This is a genomic window from Rhodococcus sp. K11/5, assembly GCF_055193735.1.
This window is the reverse complement of the sequence record NZ_CM143721.1, coordinates 1,685,721-1,704,721: the sequence shown is the minus strand read 5'-3', so window position 1 is coordinate 1,704,721 and position 19,001 is coordinate 1,685,721. Positions and strand designations below refer to the sequence as shown.

The following is a 19,001-nucleotide window of genomic DNA, read 5'->3' as shown; positions in this document are numbered from 1 at the left end:
CGACAGCGCCGCCGATCCGGAGTCCGACACTCGGCGTGCGTACACGCACCGACCGCACCTGTTCGATCCGACGACTCTTAGAGCGAAGCCTTGTCGCGCGACTTGCTGCGCGACTGCTCTCGCCGACGCTCGTTGGAGTCGAGGTGCACCTTGCGCACGCGGACCACCTCGGGGGTGACCTCGACGCACTCGTCGCCGGCGCAGAACTCCATCGCCATCTCCAGGTCGAGCTTCTTGGGCTTGGCCAGGGTCTCCATCACATCGGCCGAGGACTGACGCATGTTGGTCAGCTTCTTCTCGCGGGTGACGTTGATGTCCAGGTCCTCCTGGCGCGGGTTGATGCCCACGACCATGCCCTCGTACGTGTCCGCACCGGGCTCGACGAAGAACGTTCCGCGGTCGGCCAGCTGGATCATGGCGAACGGCGTGACGCTTCCCTGGCGGTCGGAGACGAGCGAGCCGGTGTGGCGGGCACGGATCTCTCCGGCCCACGGCGCGTAGCCGTGGAACACGGCGTTGGCGATGCCGGTGCCGCGCGTGTCGGTGAGGAAGTCGGTACGGAAACCGATGAGACCGCGCGAAGGAACGATGAACTCCATCCGAACCCAGCCGGCGCCGTGGTTCGTCATCTGGACCATCTTGCCCTTGCGGGCGGCGAGCAGCTGGGTGACGCCACCGAGGTACTCCTCCGGGGTGTCGATGGTCAGCTCCTCGAACGGCTCGTGCAGCTTGCCGTCGACCTGCTTGGTGACCACCTGCGGCTTGCCCACGGTGAGCTCGAAGCCCTCGCGACGCATCTGCTCGACGAGGATGGCGAGTGCGAGCTCTCCACGACCCTGGACCTCCCAGGCGTCGGGGCGCCCGATGTCGAGCACCTTGAGCGAGACGTTGCCCACCAGTTCCTGATCCAGGCGGGCCTTGACCATGCGCGCGGTCAGCTTGTGGCCGCTGACGCGGCCCACGAGCGGACTAGTGTTGGTGCCGATCGTGACCGAGATGGCGGGCTGATCGACGGTGATGCGAGGCAGAGCGACGGGGCTCTCGAGCTCGGCGAGCGTGTCACCGATCATGATGTCCGGGAATCCGGCGACGGCCACGATGTCGCCGGCGACACCCTTCTGGCCGGGCACGCGCTCGACGCCGATCGTGGTGAGGAGCTCGGTGATCTTGGCCTTCTGCACGACGGGCTCGCCGTCGACCTCGCGCATCCAGCTGACGGTCTGACCCTTGTTCAGCTCGCCGTTGTGGATGCGCACCAGAGCCAGACGGCCCAGGAACGCGGAGGCGTCGAGGTTGGTGACGTGCGCCTGCAGGGGCGCGTCGATGTTGCCCTTGGGGGCGGGGATGTAGCTGAGGAGGATCTCGAAGAGCTCGTCGAGGTTCTCGGCGTCGGGAGCGTTGCCGTTCTCCGGCTGCTTCGTCGATGCCTTGCCCTCGCGGCCCGAGGCGTACAGAACGGGAAGATCGAGCGCCAGCTCGGCTGCCTCGGAGGCCTCGTCGTCGAGATCGGACGCCAGGTCCAGCAGCAGGTCGTGGCTCTCGGAGACGACCTCCTCGATGCGCGCGTCGGGACGGTCGGTCTTGTTCACGACCAGGATGACGGGCAGCGACGCGGCCAGGGCCTTGCGCAGGACGAAACGGGTCTGGGGCAGTGGGCCCTCCGACGCGTCGACGAGCAGTACGACACCGTCGACCATCGACAGTCCGCGCTCGACCTCGCCACCGAAGTCCGCGTGGCCGGGGGTGTCGATGACGTTGATGACGGTGGTGCTGCCGTCGGGGTTGCGCTTGTGCACGGCCGTGTTCTTGGCCAGAATCGTGATGCCTTTTTCCTTCTCCAGGTCACCGGAGTCCATCACGCGATCGATGGCCTCGGCGCGCTCCTCGAAGGCGCCGGACTGCCGGAGCATGGCGTCGACGAGGGTCGTCTTGCCGTGGTCGACGTGCGCAACGATGGCGACGTTGCGGAACGTGGTGGGGATGGTCTGCTGATCGGTGGGGCTGGACACGCGAAGAATTCTCCTGGGTCGGGTTCGGGGTGGAGAGCTAGCGGCTTCCTCTCCCAGAGAGCGCGCTGCGTCGCGACGAGCCTGCGACCGGGACAGTTTACCGGGTCGACCGAGGTGACCGTCGTCACGCGCCGAAGCGCAGCAACGGTGCGACCGCTCGCCGTACCTCCTCAGGATACCCTCGCATCGTGTCGTCCTCGACCGCAGCGAAGGTTGCGCAGCGAAAACCCAAGAAGAAGTGCTGTCGCTCGGAGCCTCGATGCCTGAGTTGCCCGGTGGTCGTCGCTCGAATGAAGAAGCTGCAGCAGAGCGGGGCCGGCGACAAGCAACTGAAGAAGGAGCTGAAGAAGGCTCGGCGCGCCTGACCGGCGCGAGAGCCGACTCCGATCACCGCAGCAGCGGTGCCAGATCCTCCAGCCACGCTCGGTCGGCCGGCACCAGGTCGCTCGCGCGCAGTGCGGCCGCATCGACCCACCGAAGCGCCGCGTGTTCCAGCGCAACGGCGGTTCCGGACGTTCGGTCCACTCGGTACGCCCGCAACACCAGACCCGGCCTCGGCTCGACCTCCACTCCGATCGGCTCCCCCACCTCCACCTCGATCCCCAGCTCTTCTCGCAGTTCGCGCTCGAGCGCGCGGCCGGGCTCTTCGCCCGGATCGACCTTGCCGCCGGGAAGCTCCCACAATCCGGCCAACTCGGGCGGAGTGCGCCGCTGGGCGAGAAGAAGACGGCCGTTCTCCACCAGCGCTCCCGCCACGACGAGCGTCGGCATCACGCGTTCTCGATGCGGGTCGAGGCGGTCGGTGGCACCATCGAAGTATGGCCCAACTGCTGACCGATTCCGAGATCGCCGACGCCCTCACTCGGCTGCCGGAGTGGCGACACGACGGTGATTCCGTGGTGCGCGTGATCGAGTCCGCGTCGTTCGCCGACGCCGTCGCGCTCGTCGTCCGCGTCGCCGAGGAGGCGGACACCGCGGATCACCACCCGGACATCGACATCCGGTACACCTCGGTGACCTACCGTCTGTCCAGCCACTCCGACGGCGGCATCACCGGCAAGGACATCCTGTTGGCCGGGACGATCGATCGACTGGCGAAGGACGCCGTCACGCCCTCCTGAGCCGTCTGGAGCCGACCACGATCCAGCAGAACAACGCGAAAGTCCCCACGGCGTAGACGGTTCCGGCGACCGACAGCGCCAACGGCCGTTCGATGACCCAGATCGACGGTTGCGCGAAGCTCAGAATCCACGGGATCCCGATGATGGTGGCCGCCGCCCAGAGGCCGACCAGGATCCTGGTCCCGAGCAGCGAGCCGAGCGGGCCGTGGATCGCCCAGATCATCATCGGCACCACCCACACCCAGTGGTGCGACCACGAGATCGGCGAGATCGACAGCCCCACGAACGAGACGATCACCAGCGTTCCCAGGCGGTCCGAGGGTTCCAGTGCCCGGTACGCCAGGAAGGCGAGGGCGAGGAACACCGCGGTCACGAGGATCCAGATCGGCCCGTGACCGACGTCGTGTCCGACGAGTCGGCTCAGCGCCCCGCGCAGGGACTGGTTCCACACCGACCCCACCGGTCCGATGCGGTCCGCGTCGCCGAGCAGCGTGGTGAAGTATTCCCGAGTGGCGGATCCGGCGATCGCCCACATCAGTCCCACCGTGGCGACGAACGCGACGGCCGAGAACGCGGCAGCGGCCCATCTGCGGCGGGCGAGGAAATAGAGTCCCGTGATGGCCGGGGTGAGCTTGATCCCGGCCGCCAGCCCGACGATCGCTCCGGACAGCCACCACCGAGTGCTTCCCGCGGCGACGAGCGTGGCGAGCACCAGGAACACGTTGACCTGGCCGTAGTCCAGCGTCGTGCGCATCGATTCCGTCCACAGACCGACCGTGGTCCACAGCAACGCGGCGCGCCGCCAGGCGGCGGAGTCGGCCCGGTTGCGGTCGACGAGTCGCATCGACACCCGAACCACCGCGTACAGCGCGAGCACGGTGGCCGCCTGCCAGATCAGCCCGACGGCGAAGAAGGGCAGAAAGTGCAGGGGGTAGAACACCAACGCGGCGAACGGCGGATAGGTGAACGGCAGCGGGAAGTCAGGGGTCTGTTCCGAGTAGGTGAAGTCGTAGAGATCACCGGCGAACAGACGCGCGGACCCCTCGACGTACACGTGAAGGTCGACCCAGTTCGATCCGTTCTCGGTGGCGACGGTCCACACGACACGAAACGCCAGCGTCAGAACGAGAAGAAGCGGGGCCGAGCGGAGCAGGGCGTCGACGACGCGGCCGGTGGGCTGCTCGACCGACGACGGGGACGCGGAGGACGACCGGGACACGGCAGGCGGGGGGCTCTCTCGGTGGGCGACGTCTGGAGAACAGTGAATCCGGCGGCGGAGTCTGGGCATGTTCACTGCGCAGCCTAACGGCCGTCGAGACGGAACCCGAGCGAGCGCAACTCACACAGGTCACAATCGAATCACCTTCACCATTGGCCTCAATAGTCACTCCAATAACAGACTATGGTCGGGATGTCACCGACCGACACGGGCTCGAAGCCCCGGAGGTCGCTGTACAACCGACATTCCGGGTACATAGAGTGACGCGCGTGCGCCATCCTCCACATGGGGTGGCGCGCGTTCGTCACCTCATGTGACGTGCCGGCTCGAGTGCGTGCGCCGATCGACGAGACTTCGTCGACGTGCGCACCGTGATTTCTATGGGGGTTCGATGCAGATCGACGACACGACGACGACTCCGGTGAGGTCGCGTTCGCGCGGCCGCTCCCTGACCCGGATGGTCGCGTCCGGTGCCGCACTCGCGGCCACCTGCTCCCTCGCGCTCCCCGCCGTGGCCACGGCTCAGCCCGCACCTCCGCAGTGGCCCCTGCCGATCGCCGCGCCCGTCGTCCCCGGATACGAGGCGCTGGCCGCGCTGGCACCCTCGATCGCCGGTTCCGTCGCCACCGATGCGGCCTCGCCACAGGGCCAGGCCATCGCGCAGGTACGCGCGCTGCTCGCCACGGCACCCCTCTCCCCCGAAGTCAAGGCCCTCCTCGAGCGCGTCCTGACGTTCCTCGACGGCAGCGGCGGCGGTGGACCGGAGATTCCGCAGAACGGTCCCGTCATCTCGCAGTTCCTCTACCCGACCATCGGCCAGGGCTGCATCTCGGCCGACGCCGATTCCGTCGGTGCGGCACTCGCCGTACCCGGGCCGGCCGACCTCCCGCCGCCCGGCCCCGGAGTCGGCCAGGCCGGGTTCGTCTTCACCGCCCTCGGCACCGCGCCGCTGGCCGCCACCCAGGTCGCGCCGCTCACCGCCACCTGGATCAACATCGACAACGGGCGCACCGGTGCCACCACGCTGACCGGCGAGGCGAACATCAACCCGGACGGCCCGGCGACGCTGTCGGGTATCGCCGACACCGGTCCCGGCCGGGTCTTCGCCGTCGTCGCCGGGAGCATCAGCACTCAGGCGGGTATCACCTGCAACTTCCTGCCAACCATCGGGTTGACGGTCGTCTGACCCCCGATCCGACACGACGAAAGCCGGACCCCACCGTGTGGGGTCCGGCTTTCTCGGTTGATCCTGCGGAGGTGACGCCCGGGCCCGGGCACACCGGGCCTCGGGCAACCGGACCTCAGGACCCGAAGATCACCGACAGCTGCGTGTAGATGCTTCCGGCCAGGCCGTAGAGAATATCGATCAGGATGTCCATGGGAACTCCTCTCTGGATGCTCGTGCGGTGGGTGCAGGTGTGGTGACGGGTAAGGGCGCCGAGACCTGCGTCGCGGCGGGAACCGGCGGCGTGGCCCCCGCAGGACCGATCGGCGCGGCCCCCGCCAGGGACCATTGGCCGTAGTCCTCCGCGAGGACGTTGTTCACGTCGATACCGACGCCGTCGAGGGACCGCTTGTCGATCTCGATCTGGTGCAGGTGGGCGGCCGGGTGCACGTACCCGGCGGGTGTTCCCCAGTTGTGTTGCCAGTACCAGGATCCGAGACCCGCGGTCACGAGACGGTCGATGGTCGGCGAGTTGGCGTAGACACCGGTGTTCTCGAGGCCGGCGACCGATTGCCATCCGAGCAGGTAGGGCGCGATCATCGACACGAACTCGGCGGAGGTCGGATTGTCGTCGATCGCCGCATAGATGGGTCGGTTCTCCGGGCCCCCGGCTTCGACGTGCAGTTCGATCGCTCGGGTGGCGTGGCGGACGCCGGCAGCGAAGCCGCCGCGCCAGTCGGCGGTGTCCTCCTTGCCGTACTGGTAGCAGGACACCACCTGCAGCCCCCCGGCGGTGAGGGCGGACGCCTCGGCCGCGGTCATCGGCTTTCCCGTCATCCACGTCGCGCCGGGCCGACGGTCCGATACGTAGCGAATGGCGCCGAGATGCCCGGCGGCGGCGATGGAGGCCGCGGACGGCACACCCCCGGCGAAGTCGACGATGGTGCCCAGCACGCGCGGATTCGCGGACGCCACCGCGCCTCGGGTGGCCGCCGCCGTCAGCCTGAGGGTGACGGATCCCGCCGCGGCGAATCGGAACAACTGTCGACGCGAAACCTGCACTGCGAACTACCTCTCGGTGACGACGGACCACCGAGATCGGCCGCAGACCCTCGGCGCGTCGTGCCCGCCCTTCGTTCCGCGACTGCTATCTTCGGCAGTCTTGCGTTCACATTGCAACACAGACAACACTGACCCCGCCAGTCACTTGCGACATTCGGTGCTCAGCGACATCACGTGTCGCATCGTCGGGCCCCACGGGGGTCAGTACCACTGCGTCCAGAACCGGGTCAGCGCCCCGCCGTACTGTGCCCAGATCGCGGGTACTCCGGACAGCTCGAACAGTGAGTAGACGGAACCGAAGAACACGCGATTGACGGCGGGAACGAAGAGCAGGGCGATGACGATCAGCACCCCGTAGGGGCCGATCCGCCCGAACGATTTCCGTGTGGACGGCGAAAGATACGGCTCGAGCGCTCCGTAACCGTCGAGCCCCGGCATGGGAATCAGGTTCAGCACCACCGCGATGATCTGGAGCAACGCGAGAAAGCTCATGCCGAACCAGAACGCCTGGCGGGTACTGCCGGGTGCGTAGGTCACCACGACCGCCAGCAGCACGACGGCCAGGATCGCGTTGGCGAGCGGTCCGGCCAGCGACACCATCGTGCGCTGTCGGCGCGACATGCCCGCCGTGTTCAGCCACACCGCTCCGCCGGGAAGCCCGATGCCGCCCAGCGCGACGAAGAGCAGCGGCAGTGCGATCGACAACCCGGGTACCGCGTACTTCAACGGGTTCAGCGTGAGGTAGCCGCGCGCCGCGGTGTCGTGATCACCGAATCGCCAGGCCGTCACCGCATGACCGAACTCGTGGAGGCACAGCGAGACCACCCACCCACCGATCACCAGGACGAAGACTCCGGCGTACGCCAGCGCGCCCCCCACCTCAGCGTTCCACGCCATGATTCCGCCGATCACGGCGACGGCGACGACGCCGAGAAAGACGGGACTGGGCCGTACCGAAGTCGATCGCACGATCACGAGGGTAGGTCGCCACCCCAGTTCCGGGCGCAGCCCAGTTCCCTACGCACCCGTTCGGCCGCTGCTCGGACCGTCTCCGCGTACTCGTCGATGTCCGCCATGACGCCGACCGTGCTCACGATCGACAGCGTGATCGCGTCGCCGATCCCGTGCACACCGTGCGTCACCCCCATGGCCGGCGACAGAGCCGGGAATCCGGCCGTCATCGCCACCGCAGCGCCACCGAACGTGAGATCGGCCGGTCCGCGGAAGACACTGGAGAGCACCGTGTGACCGTCGACGGTCCGGGGCGGAGCGTGGAGTTCCGCGGACCGCACGTCCCGGCGCACGAGCCAAGCGGGGGTTGCGTCGGTGGCCAGGTCGCCGATGCCGAACGATCCGTGCGCGAGGCGCCGCCGCCGCTCGTCGAGGGACCGCGCGATCAGGACGGCCCGCTCGCGCAGATCCGCCACCGACGGGTGCAGATCCACCCCGGCAGTGTGAAAGGCGTTCGCGGATCGCGTGGTTCGCGCCTCGTCCGCGATCGCGACGGTGGTGGTCGCGGCGAAGTCGTCGGGTACCGGCAGCCCCCGGTCCGTCAGGTAACGCGGGAGAGCCAGCGAGACCACGAGTGCCGCGAACACGGTCGCCGTCAGACGTGTGGCGGTGACGTCGGTGCGATCGAGGCTCACGCATCGCACCAGCACGCGGCCGGTGGGCTGCCGCGAGAGGGCGCCCGGTGAGCGCGCGGGGGCGGGAGCGGGAATCGATCCCGACGCGGTGTCACACGCCCGGTCTCGCGCGGCGGTCGCGGCCGCCCGGCCCCGGCGCAGCAGAGTCACGATCTGCGCGGGGAGACGCACCACGCCCCACACCGTCGCCGGCCCGGCCGGCAGCGTTCCGCGGCGCGTGGCCGGACCACGACGTGACCCGCCGAACACTGCGCGCGATGCGACTCGAACCCCGGCCGTCGGCCAGGGCGTGCGAGATCTGCAGGACGATCACCGTGGCTCGCGGGCCGCAGCGTGGAACGCCGGCGACACCTGTGAACACGTGCATCCGCCAGGGCGAATCCCGGGGATCGACCGGCTCCCCGATCAGCTCCCCCACGCGATCCAGGCAGTGCGCCCAGTCCGTCGCGGAGTGAGATCGCACGTGATCCGCGGTCGGCTCCATGGGGACCCAGTACGGGTGGTCGACGGTGCCCGGCGTCTCGCGAAGCCGAAGCCGCAGCTCGTCGACGCTTCGTGCCCTGTCCACCAGGTCGTCGGCTCCCTCGCCGTCGAAGGCGAGAAGAACGAATTGATCGAGAGGGATCCGCGTCGACAGCCAGTACAGGCGAGCATCGATGGCGGTCAGACGGCCGGGGGTCATCCGCCCAGTGGGGAGACGGTCACGGGCACCCCGTTGAAGACGGCGGCACCGGAGACGGAGTCGGTGACGCTCGGATCGGTGAGATCGTTGGCGCTCGGGCCCGGCCGGGTGGTCGCCACGGACATACGGACACCGACGCGACCCGGTTCGAACCCGTGCGGAAGGCTGACCACCCCCGTCGTCATCGCGCCGTCCGCACGCACGCACGCCTCGACCGACCCGGACGCGGAGGTCACCCGCACCCGAGCGCCGTCCGTGACACCGTTGGTCGCCACGTCGTCCGGATGCATCAGCAGAACGGTCCGGTCGGGGCCCTTGCTCATGCGTGCCGAATTGCGAAGCCAGGAGTTGTTGCTGCGTAGATGTCGACGGCCGATCAGCAGAAGTGTCGGCGCCGAGGGACCGTCGTCCAGCCCGAGCGTTCGCACCGCCGTCGCGAGGGCCGTCGGCAGGAGGTCGATGCGGTGGTCGGCGGTGAGCAATCGGCCGGGCAGGGACGGCGCCAGCGGCCCGAAATCGATTCCGTGCGGATCACGACGCAGGGTCTCGACCGTGACCGGTGGACGAGAACGCCGCCGTGACAACCGGAGCAGCACCGCGAGGATGCGTGTGGGCGAGGCGGCGAGTCGCGCGTGCAGCGACAGTCCGGCCGGTGACACCGACCGGATCAGGTACGACGCCAGGGAGCCGCGGCGACGCAGATACGCCCGTGCGATCCCTCGGTAGATCTCCCAATCGTGGCGCTCGTCGGCCGATCGGGGCAGTGGCGCCGGCGAGAACTTCGCGGTGTTGCGCACGGCGAAATGATGGTGGAAGAGGTCGTAGTGCTCGCGCTGCAGATGGGACGTCGGGGGAAGGATCACGTGAGCGTGGCGCGTCGTCTCGTTGACGTAGAAATCGACGGCGGCCATGAAGTCGAGACCGTCGAGTGCCGAGTCGAGTCGGCGCCCACCCGGCGCGGACAGCACCGGGTTACCGGCCAGCACCAGAAGCGACCGAATCCGATCGGGTTCCGGTTCCGCCATCGCGGAAGCGAGCGACGCCGCGGACCGCTCCCCCGCGAAGGTGGGCAATCCGTCTGCAGCCGTGCCGAACTCGCCGCGCGAGATGACGTCGGTGTCGATCAGGTTCACCACCGGGTCGGTGAACAGCACCCCGCCCTCGACGTCCAGGTTGCCCGTCACGATGTTCAGGACGTTCAGTGCCCACTGACACACCGTGCCGTACCGCTGCGTCGACACCCCCATTCGGCCGTGGACCACCGCACGGGGCGCCGCCGCGAGATCGCGCGCGAGTCGGCGGATGACGTTCGGCGCGATGCCGGTTCGGTCCGCCACCGCCTCCGGAGTGAACCGGTCGACGAGCTCCGCGACCGCCGCGACCCCGTCGACGTAGGACGGGGCGGTCGCGGCTCCGTCGCCGAGGACGGTGCGAATCATGGCGAGCAGCAGGAACGCGTCGGTACCGGGCGTGATCGGTACGTGTTCGTCGGCGACCCTCGCGGTCTCGGTACGGCGAGGATCGACCACCACCAGGCGCCCACCGCGGGCGCGCAGTGCGCGCAACCGATTCCCGATGTCCGGAGCGGACATCATGCTGCCGTTCGACACCGACGGATTCGCCCCGAGGACCAGGAGATGATCCGTTCGGTCGATGTCCGGCACGGGCGCCAGCAGCCGGTGTCCGTAGAGGAGGCGATGAACGACGAAGTGCGGCAACGAATCCAGAGAGGTCGCGGAGAACACGTTGGCCGTCTCCAGCGCGGGAACCAGAGCGCCGACACCGTGAGTGAGCGCACTCAGGCTGTGCGCCATGGGGTTTCCCCAATAGACACCCACGGCGTCGGGCCCGTGCCGACGCTGCGTTCGGCTCAGTCCGTCGGCCACCAGATCGAACGCCTCGTCCCAGCCGATCTCCTCCCACCGGTCGCCGACGCGCCGCACGGGGTGACGGAGCCGATCGGCATCCTGGTGAACATCGACCAGCGCCAGGGCTTTCGGGCAGATGTGTCCACGCGAGAGCGGATCGTCCCGGTCACCGCGGACGGACAGGTTCGGTCGATGGTCGGCGTCGCCCTCGATCGTGATCTCGATCCCGCACATCGCCTCGCACAGCGTGCACGTCCCCCACCGCACGACCATCGCTAGTGTCCGCAGCCGGACATCAGGTCCGGGCGCACAGGCAGAACAGGTGGCCCACCGGATCGAGCAGAACCCGGAACGACGGGTGCTCGGCGTCGTCGTCCATCACCCGCGCGCCGAGGCTCTCCGCGAACTGCGTCGAGGCATCCATGTCGTCCACCACGAGATCGAGGTGACTGCGAATACCCTCGCGGGGCCAGTGCAGCGGGACGAAATCCGTGGCTTTCTGGAACGCCAGTCGCATCCCGTTCGACCCCTGCACCACCGTCCAGTCCTCGTCGTCGCCGACCGTCTCCCAACCCAACAATTCGGTGTAGAACGCGGCGAGCTTCCGCGGGGACGGACAATCGAGCACGGTGTAGTCCAGATCGATCTTCGGTCGCGTCATGTTCGACGACTCTACGGTCGTCGCGCCGGGCCGGTCAGGCTTTTCGCGCGATGTGGACCACCCAGTCCGATTCGCGCGAGCAGGGGTGGAAGGTCCAGGTCGAGAACGATTGGACCTCGGCGAATCCCGCGTCGATCGCCTCGGCGACGAAGGTCTCGGACCGGTACTCCCGGTCCAGGGCGAACCCGACGACGAACAGGCCACCGGGCCGCAGGTGCCGAAAGCTGCGGGCGATCACGGCACTCTCCGTCCCCGGCTCCAGGAACACCATGACGTTCCCCGCTGCCACCACCGCGTCGAACGCGCCGGAACCGGCGTCGAAGGTCACCAGGTCGCTCCGGTACACGGTCAGCGCGGGGTCGCGTCGGGCCTCGTCGACGAGGACGGGATCGAGGTCCACGGCGGTCACGCGATGACCGCGCCGCGCCAATTCGCTGCCGAGCCGACCGGTGCCGCACCCGGCGTCGAGGACGTCCGATCCACGCTCCAACAAGGCATCGACGGCTCGGGCCTCACCGTGCAGGTCGGCGCCGGATGCCGCGAGTTCCGCGAAACGCGCGATGTACTCCCGCGAGTCCGCTGCGGACCGTTCGCGCTGCCAGCGTGAGGAACTCACCCGCGGTCGAGGTAGAACTGGGCGGTCTCGGTGGCGACACCGGAGACCACCGCCGCGAGGTCCGCCTCCGTGCCGTCGGCGATCAGGGCTTCGGTGAGGTCGGCGCCGCGCAGCTCACGGGTGCGCAGGAGTTCCCAGGCCGATTCCACCAGCCGTACGGACGTGGGGTGATCGAGATCGGGGCGGTTGGACCGCAGGGCCGTGGCCGCCCAATCGGCGTCGAACGTTCCCCGAGGGGGTCCGAAGACGCGCTCCCCGGACGAGTAGCTCTGCGGGTCCACCTCTACAAAACTACCCGGACGTCACGCGACCGCGAGCGCGGCCCGCTTGCGCTCGGACTTCCGTTCCTTCTTCCGATCCTTCTTGTCGGCCTTCGCCCGGTCCTTCTCGCGGGCCTTCGCCCGCGCCGTACTGTCCGCGGCGAACGCGACCCCCAGCAGCACGGTGCGCATCGTCCTCTCGGCCGCGTCGATCAACAGCTGCTCGCCGTTCGCCACGGCGTCGGCCAGGGGCATCGGAACCGTCATGATGGACGCGATCGCGCCGATACCGATGTCGTGAACCGCCGGCGCACCGGAACCGAGAGACCCGGCGATCGCGAGAACCGGCACCCCTGCCACCCGGGCGCGGCGAGCGATCTCGGCCGGAACCTTGCCGTGGGGAGTCTGGAAGTCGATGGCGCCCTCGGCGGTGATCACCAGATCGGCCGTGTCCAGCAGACCGTCGAGATCGATTCCGGACAGCTCGCTGTCGAGCAGGGCCTCGAACCGGGGAACCAACCGGGCCCCGAGTACGGCAGCCAGCCCCGCGCCCAGCCCACCCGACGCCCCGGTTCCCGGACCGTTCCGCCAGTCCTTCTGCGGCGCATGGTCGGTCAGCAGATCCGCCCATACGTCGAAGCCCTCGGAGAGCCGGTCCACCTGCTCCGGCGTGGCCCCTTTCTGGGGCCCGAACACTCGGGCCACACCGCCGTCCCCGCACAGCACGTTGTGCTGGTTGCACGCGAGGACGATGTCCACCTCCCGCGCCCGTGGATGCAGACCCGACGTGTCGATGACCCGAGCATCGCGCAGATGCGCACCGCCGTCGGCGATCTCGCGACCCTTCGCGTCCAGGATGCGCACCCCGAGGGCCTGCAGCGCGCCCGCGCCGCCGTCCGACGTGCCGGAGTCACCGCATCCCACGAGGACGCGTGTGGCTCCGTCGTCCAGTGCCGCCGCGATCAACTCCCCCACCCCGCGGGTAGTGGTCGAACCGGGATCGCGGCGATCGCGGGGAACGAGGGACAGACCGGCAGCACTTGCCATCTCGACCATGGCGGTACCGGTTCCGGCACCGCCGAGTCGCGCCCAGTGGGAGTCGACCGGAGCTCCCACGGGACCGGTGACGACCGCGGGAACCAGTTCGCCACCGGTCGCATTCGCCAGAATGCGCGCACTACCCTCGCCGCCATCGGCGATGGGGGCGACGTCGACGCGGACGCCGGGGATCGCACGCCGAACGCCGGTTGCGATCGCGGAGGCAACCGTCTCCGCACTCAGGCTTTCCTTGAATCCGCTCGGGGCGACGAGGACGCGGTGGGGAATGGTCATGGACATGTCGAACTCCTCCGTGGGAGAAAGGGACTCAGGTGGTCAGGGACAGGCCGAGCAGCGGCCAGAGGTACAGAGCGAACACCATCAGCAGCGCCACCGAGACGGGCGCGAGGGCCGCCGAGAGCCGCAACAGATGCGACGGGGTGAACCCGGGGACGCCCTCGACCGCGGCGAACATCGCCACCGGTTTCGCCGAGCTGGTCAGCGTGAGGCAGAAGCCGGCCGCGGCGGTCGAGACGAACGCCGCCGCTGCGGGATCCACCCCGACCGACGGCGACACCGCGATCACGAGCGGAACGATCACCGCCGACCGCGCGGACCGTGACTGCACCACCAGGTGCGCGGCGAGCGAGAGCACCACGACGAGCAGCACGAAGATCACGACGGCCGAACCGCCGGACGGGACGACGTCGAACACCTTCGCCGCCGACCACTCGGCCGCTCCGGTGCTCACCAGCGCTCCACCGATGGCCAGGGTGGCGGCGAGGAAGAGCAGCAACGACCACGGGATCGTCTTGACGGCAGCGCCGATGGTCGTTGCCCCGATCCGGGGCGCCACCGCCGTCAGGGCTCCCAGCAGGGCCACGAGCGCGGGGTCGAGCCCGTGGAACGGCTCTGTGCACCACAGCACGACGACGGCGACGAGAACCGTGCTCATGCGCCGGCGGGCACCCGCGGACGCGGTCTCGGGCAGTGCGGATTCGGCATCGCCCACGTCGAGACGCTCGGCACGATCGGCGCGCGAGGTGAACAGCAGCAGAACCACCTCGGCCGCCAGGTGCGACCACACGATCGCGAGCGGCAGCCCGAGGACCATCCACGACAGGAACGTGAACCCCTCACCCGTCGCGGCCGTCACCAGCTGGCTCGTGATGATGTGCGCGCCGGCTCCGAGCAGCGATCCCACCGCCGAGAGAAGGATCACCGTCGGGAAGAGCACCGCGAGCGCGACCACCAGGCGCGGCGAACGACGAAGCGCCGCAGCCAGACCCAGGAAGATGGGTACGGCCAGCGCCGCGCGGCCCGACGTCGAGGGCACCGCGAACGCCGTCAGGATCAGCGCCGCGCACACCAGGTGGAACAACTGGCGCGGGGTGCGAGCGCGAGCGACGATCCGGCCCGCCACCTTCGTGGGCAGACCCGACGCCGTGAGCCCTGCGGCCAGGACGAAGGCACCGACCAGCAGCCACACCAGCTGATCACCCAGGCTGTCGAAGAACGTCTCGGTCTCGATCGGCCCGGTCAGAACCAGCGCCAGGGCGGCGCCGAGCGCAACGTACGTGTCGTCCACGGGTGCGCACACCCACACCCACACCGCGATCACGAAGATCGCGAGGGTGATCGCCGCGTCGGTCGAGAGGGTGGCGTCGGTCGCGGCGGCATAGGCGATGGCTCCGCACACCAGAACCGCGACGACCAGACCCCATGCGGCCCGAGCGGTGATCGCGCTGCCCGCTCCGGACCGCTCTCGATCCGGGACCGGCCTCCGGCCTCCCCGCCTCTCACTGCCGACCGGCCTCCGGCCTCCCCGCTCGTATTCACCGACCGGCCTCCGGCCTCCCCGCCGCTTACTGCCGACCGGCCGCCGGCCTCCCCGCCGCGGCGGAGTGGTGGCGTATTCCGTGACCGTCACTTCAATCGGTATCCCGCGCCGCGGACCGTCTCGAGGCGGTCGGTCCCGATCTTCGCGCGCAACGCACGCACGTACACGTCCACCACGTTCGACGCGGGATCGAAGTCGTAGCCCCACACGTGTCCCAGGATCTGGCCCCGGGAGAGGACCTGATCCGGATGGCGCAGAAAGACTTCGAGCAACGAGAACTCGCGGGCGGTCAGGTCCACGGTCTTCTCTCCCACCCGCACGCGTCGCGACCGCAGGTCCAGACTCAGGTCGCGGTGGGCAACGGTGTCCGAGGTGGTCACCACCTCGTCCTGCAGACGCAGGCGAATGCGCGCCAGGAGTTCGGCGAACTGGAAGGGCTTCGTCACGTAGTCGTTGGCGCCGCCCTCGAGGCCGGCCACCATGTCGTGCACCGAATCTCGCGCGGTCAGGACCACCACCGGTGTGGTGACACCCTCCCCACGAAGTTGGCGCAACACCGAGAATCCGTCGAGACGCGGCAAGCCGATGTCCAGCACCACCATGTCGAAACCGCCACCGCGCGCAAGCATGAGGGCGGTCTCGCCGTCACCCACCGACTCGGTGGTGTATCCGGCTGCACGCAAACCCTTCTCGACGAAGGAAGCGATACGGGTGTCGTCCTCGGCGATCAGAATGCGACTCATCGGTCCTCGCTCTCGGGGGTGGGAATGGTCAGTCCGAAGGTCGCGCCCTCGCCGTACACGCTGCGGACCCAGGCCGACCCGTCGTGTCCGTCGGCGATCGCCCGGACGATCGCCAGGCCCAGTCCGGCGCCCATCCGCTCGACGGTGGTGGTGCGATCGGACGCACCTCCGCGCTGGAAGCGCTCGAAGATCATCGCCGCGTCGTCGGGCGTGACACCCGGACCGGTATCGGTGACCCAGATGGCGAGTCGGCGCGCCGCACCGGAGTCGAAGAACTTGGCCCCCAACTTGATCGGTGATCCGGGCTGGGTGTGCTGCACCGCGTTGGCGGCGAGCTGCAGCATCGCCTGCGTGACACGTTGGGCGTCGAGCGGCGCCGAACCCTCGGCAACCTCCATCAACAGCCAGCGACGGTCTCCGAGAGACTGCATCTTGGACTCGATGTCGAGAATCAGAGACGCGACGTCGGTGGACCGAGGAACCACGAAGTCCGGCTGCTGGGCCTTCGCGAGCATCAGCAGATCACTGACGATCCGGCCCATTCGAGCGAGTTCCTCGTCGACCAACCGAAACGTCTCGGCCCGCTCGACCGGATCATCCGAGATCAACTCCAGGTGTCCCCGCACCACCGTGATCGGGGTGCGCAGCTCGTGCCCCGCGTCGTCGACGAAACGACGTTGGGTGACGTAGGCGTTCTCGAGCCGATCGAGCATGTCGTTGAACGTCGCGGCGAGATCGGCGATGTCGTCGTGACCCTCCACCGGCACGCGGGCGCTCAGATCGGTCTCGCCGATTTCCTCGGCCACCTTTCGTACACCGCGCACCGGCGCGAGAATCCGACCGGCAACCAGGTACGCCGCCCCGGAGGTCAGAGCAAGTCCGATGGTGCCGACCGTGGCCACCGTCGCGATGGTCGCATCGACCAGGGCGCGCTCGCCGCGGGTGAACACCGCGACGACCAGCTGGCCCTGCTGGCCGTTCTGCGTGCCGACGGCCACCCGGCCCCACCGCATCGGTCCGTACGGAGTGGCGGCCACGCCGGCGGCCTCCGGCGCGTTCACCAGGCTCGCCACCAGCGCGGCGTCGGAGGTGAAGTCGACGGTGCCGTCACCGACGCCCGTGCGTCCCTCGATGTCCAGGACCACACCGTCGACCGACGCGAACAGCAACTCCCCCTGGCTCGGAGACTGCCGAAGCAGGTAGACCTCGAGCATGCGGGTGACCGATGCGAACGGGCTCGCCGTCGTGGGGTCGACGCCGGTCGCCGCGAAGGCGCGGAACTCCTCCACCTCCTGCACGACGTCGGCGTTGGCACGCACCTCGACGTCGCGCAGGAGCAGCGTGCGCGCCGTGGCCACCACCACGAGGAGCAGGAGCAGCGTCACGAGCATGATCCACCCGGTGATGCGCCACCGAGCCGGCAGGGCCGACGGGCGCAGGCGTGCGCGGCGGTCACCCATCGTCGTCCCCGTCGTCGATGTCGTCGCCGATGTCGTCGCCGATGTCGTCGCCGATGTCGTCGTCCGGGACCGGTGGCTGCGGTGCCGGTGGGAGAGGAACGGGCGAGGGGGCCACCGGGGCCTGCGGCGCAACCGCGGGCGGGTCCTGCGGGGCGGGCGGCGGAGGCGCCGATGCAGTCGGCGTCGGCTCGACCGAGACGACGACGGGCGACGTGCCCACCGTGGGAGCCTCCGGCGTCGACGTCAGCACGGTCAGCGCGAGCACCGTGACGGCAACGATCGCCGCGAGGGCGGCGGCGAGAGCGATGCGGGTTCGGATGGGCACGACGATCATCGTGCCTGCTCCACATGATCCCTTCGTGAGGACTTCGTGAAAGAACCTTCATCGAAGCGTGCGCTGCTACCGTGCTCGCGGGGGGTGAGGCGATGAACGTGGTGGACCTGTTGGATCGCGCGGCCGCGCGAGGCCTGTCGCAGTCGGCGCTCGACGACCCGTATGCGGCGATCCTGCCGACACCCGTCGACGACGACGATTTCTTCCTCGCCCCGGCCGATGTGTCGCGGCTCGAACCCGGCGACCTCGTCCGCACCCGGCAGGTGCGCGGGGTGCTGCCCCGGCCCCGCACCCGGTTGCGCCAGTTCATGGTCCGCTCGACCGACGCGCGCGGACTTCCCGTGGCCGTCACCGCCACCCTCATGGAACCGAAGGCGCCGTGGACCGGATCGGGGCCGAGACCGGTGCTGGTCCACAACGTCGCCATCGATGCCCTCGGGACCAAGGCGACCGCGTCGTATCGCATCGTGCACGGGCTGAGTCAGGACTTCCCCACCGTCGTGCCGCTGTGGCTCGCCCGCGGGTATGCGGTGCTGATCCCCGATCACGAGGGTCCGCGTATGGCCTACGCCGAGGGCACCATGGCGGGACAGGCGGTACTGGACGCTGTTCGCGGTCTTGCCGCACTCGACGCGTCGTACCGGGAGAGTCCGACGGTGCTGTACGGCTACAGCGGTGGGGCCATAGCCACGGTGTGGGCCGCCCAGCTGCAACCGTCGTACGCGCCGGAGCTCACCCTGGCCGGGGCCATCGCGGGCGGGACGCCGACGGACTTCACCCTGCTCCGCGACTCGATGAACGGCACCATCGCGGCCGGTCTGCTCGGCGCCGCCACGATCGGTATCGCACGCGAGCATCCGGAGATGGTCGAGCTCTTCGGCCCCAGCGGGTTGTGGGCCGCGACGCGCATCCGGAACCTGTCCGTGGTGCCCCTGGCTCTGGGCGGACTCGCTCGGATCCGCCTCGAGCAGCTGTCCATCGATCCCGACGCCTTCGAGTCCGAGATCGCACAGCGGGTCATCGCACAGAACATGCCGGGAGCGGCGGCGCCGTCGGCCCCGTTCGCCTTCTATCACGGCTCGCGCTACGCCCGGTTCTCCGATCGATGGATCCCCGAACGCGGCGCGCTCGAACTCGCCGAGCGGTGGCGGGCGCTGGGAGCGACCGTGGAACATCGATCGGTGGTCGGTGACCACTTCGTCGGTGCCGTCACCGGGCTGCCCTTCGTGCTGCAGTGGGTGCACGACAGGTTCCGGGGTCGGCCGGTGGCCTGATCG

19 protein-coding genes and 1 pseudogene are annotated in these 19,001 nt (G+C 69.2%); 4 read left to right on the top strand and 16 right to left on the bottom strand.

Annotation, left to right across the window (positions count from 1 at the left end; translation table 11 throughout):
- Positions 1–77 precede the first annotated feature (77 nt).
- Positions 78–2,009 carry a translational GTPase TypA gene (gene typA, locus ACY466_RS08290; RefSeq protein ID WP_463251540.1) on the bottom strand — a complete coding sequence of 644 codons (1,932 nt, stop codon included), beginning with the start codon at positions 2,007–2,009 and terminating at the stop codon, positions 78–80.
- A 188-nt stretch (positions 2,010–2,197) separates the two neighbouring features.
- Between typA and ACY466_RS08285 the strand changes: the two genes are divergently transcribed.
- Positions 2,198–2,374, top strand: coding sequence for a hypothetical protein (locus ACY466_RS08285; RefSeq protein ID WP_463251537.1), 177 nt, complete (start codon positions 2,198–2,200; stop codon positions 2,372–2,374).
- 22 nt (positions 2,375–2,396) lie between these two features.
- On the opposite strand, the gene ACY466_RS08280 is transcribed toward ACY466_RS08285, so the two are convergent.
- On the bottom strand, positions 2,397–2,780 hold the full coding sequence (locus tag ACY466_RS08280) for a (deoxy)nucleoside triphosphate pyrophosphohydrolase (protein WP_463251534.1): 384 nt from the start codon (positions 2,778–2,780) through the stop codon (positions 2,397–2,399).
- A 47-nt stretch (positions 2,781–2,827) separates the two neighbouring features.
- On the opposite strand from ACY466_RS08280, the gene ACY466_RS08275 reads away from it, so the two are divergent.
- Entirely contained in the window at positions 2,828–3,130 is a 303-nt protein-coding gene (locus tag ACY466_RS08275; RefSeq protein ID WP_463251531.1) for a 4a-hydroxytetrahydrobiopterin dehydratase, read from the top strand.
- Here ACY466_RS08275 and ACY466_RS08270 read toward each other — a convergent pair.
- Positions 3,117–4,418 carry a mannosyltransferase gene (locus tag ACY466_RS08270; RefSeq protein ID WP_463251528.1) on the bottom strand — a complete coding sequence of 434 codons (1,302 nt, stop codon included), beginning with the start codon at positions 4,416–4,418 and terminating at the stop codon, positions 3,117–3,119. The genes ACY466_RS08275 and ACY466_RS08270 overlap by 14 nt on opposite strands.
- A gap of 322 nt (positions 4,419–4,740) precedes the next feature.
- Here ACY466_RS08270 and ACY466_RS08265 point away from each other — a divergent pair, with 322 nt between their 5' ends.
- The gene (locus ACY466_RS08265) at positions 4,741–5,535 is read left to right on the top strand and encodes an Rv1157c family protein (RefSeq protein ID WP_463251526.1); all 795 of its coding nucleotides are present in this window, start codon (positions 4,741–4,743) and stop codon (positions 5,533–5,535) included.
- Positions 5,536–5,859: 324 nt separating this feature from the next.
- Here the strand turns inward: ACY466_RS08265 and ACY466_RS08260 are convergent.
- The 13 genes and pseudogenes from ACY466_RS08260 to ACY466_RS08200 all read right to left on the bottom strand — a co-directional run.
- Positions 5,860–6,576, bottom strand: a pseudogene (locus ACY466_RS08260) (DUF1906 domain-containing protein); the annotation flags it as partial.
- Between the two features lie 201 nt (positions 6,577–6,777).
- The gene (locus ACY466_RS08255; RefSeq protein ID WP_463251524.1) at positions 6,778–7,545 is read right to left on the bottom strand and encodes a site-2 protease family protein; all 768 of its coding nucleotides are present in this window, start codon (positions 7,543–7,545) and stop codon (positions 6,778–6,780) included.
- A gap of 2 nt (positions 7,546–7,547) precedes the next feature.
- Positions 7,548–8,396 carry a WS/DGAT domain-containing protein gene (locus ACY466_RS08250; protein ID WP_463251522.1) on the bottom strand — a complete coding sequence of 283 codons (849 nt, stop codon included), beginning with the start codon at positions 8,394–8,396 and terminating at the stop codon, positions 7,548–7,550.
- Entirely contained in the window at positions 8,314–8,904 is a 591-nt protein-coding gene (locus ACY466_RS08245) for a wax ester/triacylglycerol synthase domain-containing protein (protein WP_463251520.1), read from the bottom strand. Before ACY466_RS08245 ends, ACY466_RS08250 begins: the two co-directional genes overlap by 83 nt.
- Positions 8,901–11,045, bottom strand: a complete 2,145-nt coding sequence (locus tag ACY466_RS08240) for a molybdopterin-dependent oxidoreductase (protein WP_463251518.1) — start codon at positions 11,043–11,045, stop codon at positions 8,901–8,903. Before ACY466_RS08240 ends, ACY466_RS08245 begins: the two co-directional genes overlap by 4 nt.
- Before the next feature lie 22 nt (positions 11,046–11,067).
- Complete coding sequence (locus tag ACY466_RS08235) at positions 11,068–11,433, bottom strand: VOC family protein (RefSeq protein WP_463251516.1); 366 nt, start codon at positions 11,431–11,433, stop codon at positions 11,068–11,070.
- Positions 11,434–11,467: 34 nt separating this feature from the next.
- Positions 11,468–12,049: a class I SAM-dependent methyltransferase gene (locus ACY466_RS08230; RefSeq protein ID WP_463251514.1), complete on the bottom strand. Its 582-nt coding sequence runs from the start codon at positions 12,047–12,049 to the stop codon at positions 11,468–11,470.
- Entirely contained in the window at positions 12,046–12,330 is a 285-nt protein-coding gene (locus tag ACY466_RS08225) for a hypothetical protein (RefSeq protein WP_463251511.1), read from the bottom strand. Before ACY466_RS08225 ends, ACY466_RS08230 begins: the two co-directional genes overlap by 4 nt.
- Before the next feature lie 21 nt (positions 12,331–12,351).
- Complete coding sequence (locus ACY466_RS08220; RefSeq protein WP_463251509.1) at positions 12,352–13,647, bottom strand: glycerate kinase family protein; 1,296 nt, start codon at positions 13,645–13,647, stop codon at positions 12,352–12,354.
- A 28-nt stretch (positions 13,648–13,675) separates the two neighbouring features.
- Positions 13,676–15,277 (bottom strand): SLC13 family permease, encoded by a 1,602-nt coding sequence (locus tag ACY466_RS08215; protein WP_463251507.1) that lies wholly within the window; start codon positions 15,275–15,277, stop codon positions 13,676–13,678.
- The gene (locus ACY466_RS08210) at positions 15,274–15,930 is read right to left on the bottom strand and encodes a response regulator transcription factor (protein WP_463251505.1); all 657 of its coding nucleotides are present in this window, start codon (positions 15,928–15,930) and stop codon (positions 15,274–15,276) included. Before ACY466_RS08210 ends, ACY466_RS08215 begins: the two co-directional genes overlap by 4 nt.
- Positions 15,927–17,390: a sensor histidine kinase gene (locus tag ACY466_RS08205; protein ID WP_463251501.1), complete on the bottom strand. Its 1,464-nt coding sequence runs from the start codon at positions 17,388–17,390 to the stop codon at positions 15,927–15,929. Before ACY466_RS08205 ends, ACY466_RS08210 begins: the two co-directional genes overlap by 4 nt.
- Positions 17,383–17,715: a hypothetical protein gene (locus tag ACY466_RS08200; protein ID WP_463251499.1), complete on the bottom strand. Its 333-nt coding sequence runs from the start codon at positions 17,713–17,715 to the stop codon at positions 17,383–17,385. Before ACY466_RS08200 ends, ACY466_RS08205 begins: the two co-directional genes overlap by 8 nt.
- A gap of 101 nt (positions 17,716–17,816) precedes the next feature.
- Between ACY466_RS08200 and ACY466_RS08195 the strand changes: the two genes are divergently transcribed.
- Entirely contained in the window at positions 17,817–18,998 is a 1,182-nt protein-coding gene (locus ACY466_RS08195) for a lipase family protein (protein ID WP_463251497.1), read from the top strand.
- Positions 18,999–19,001 lie beyond the last annotated feature (3 nt).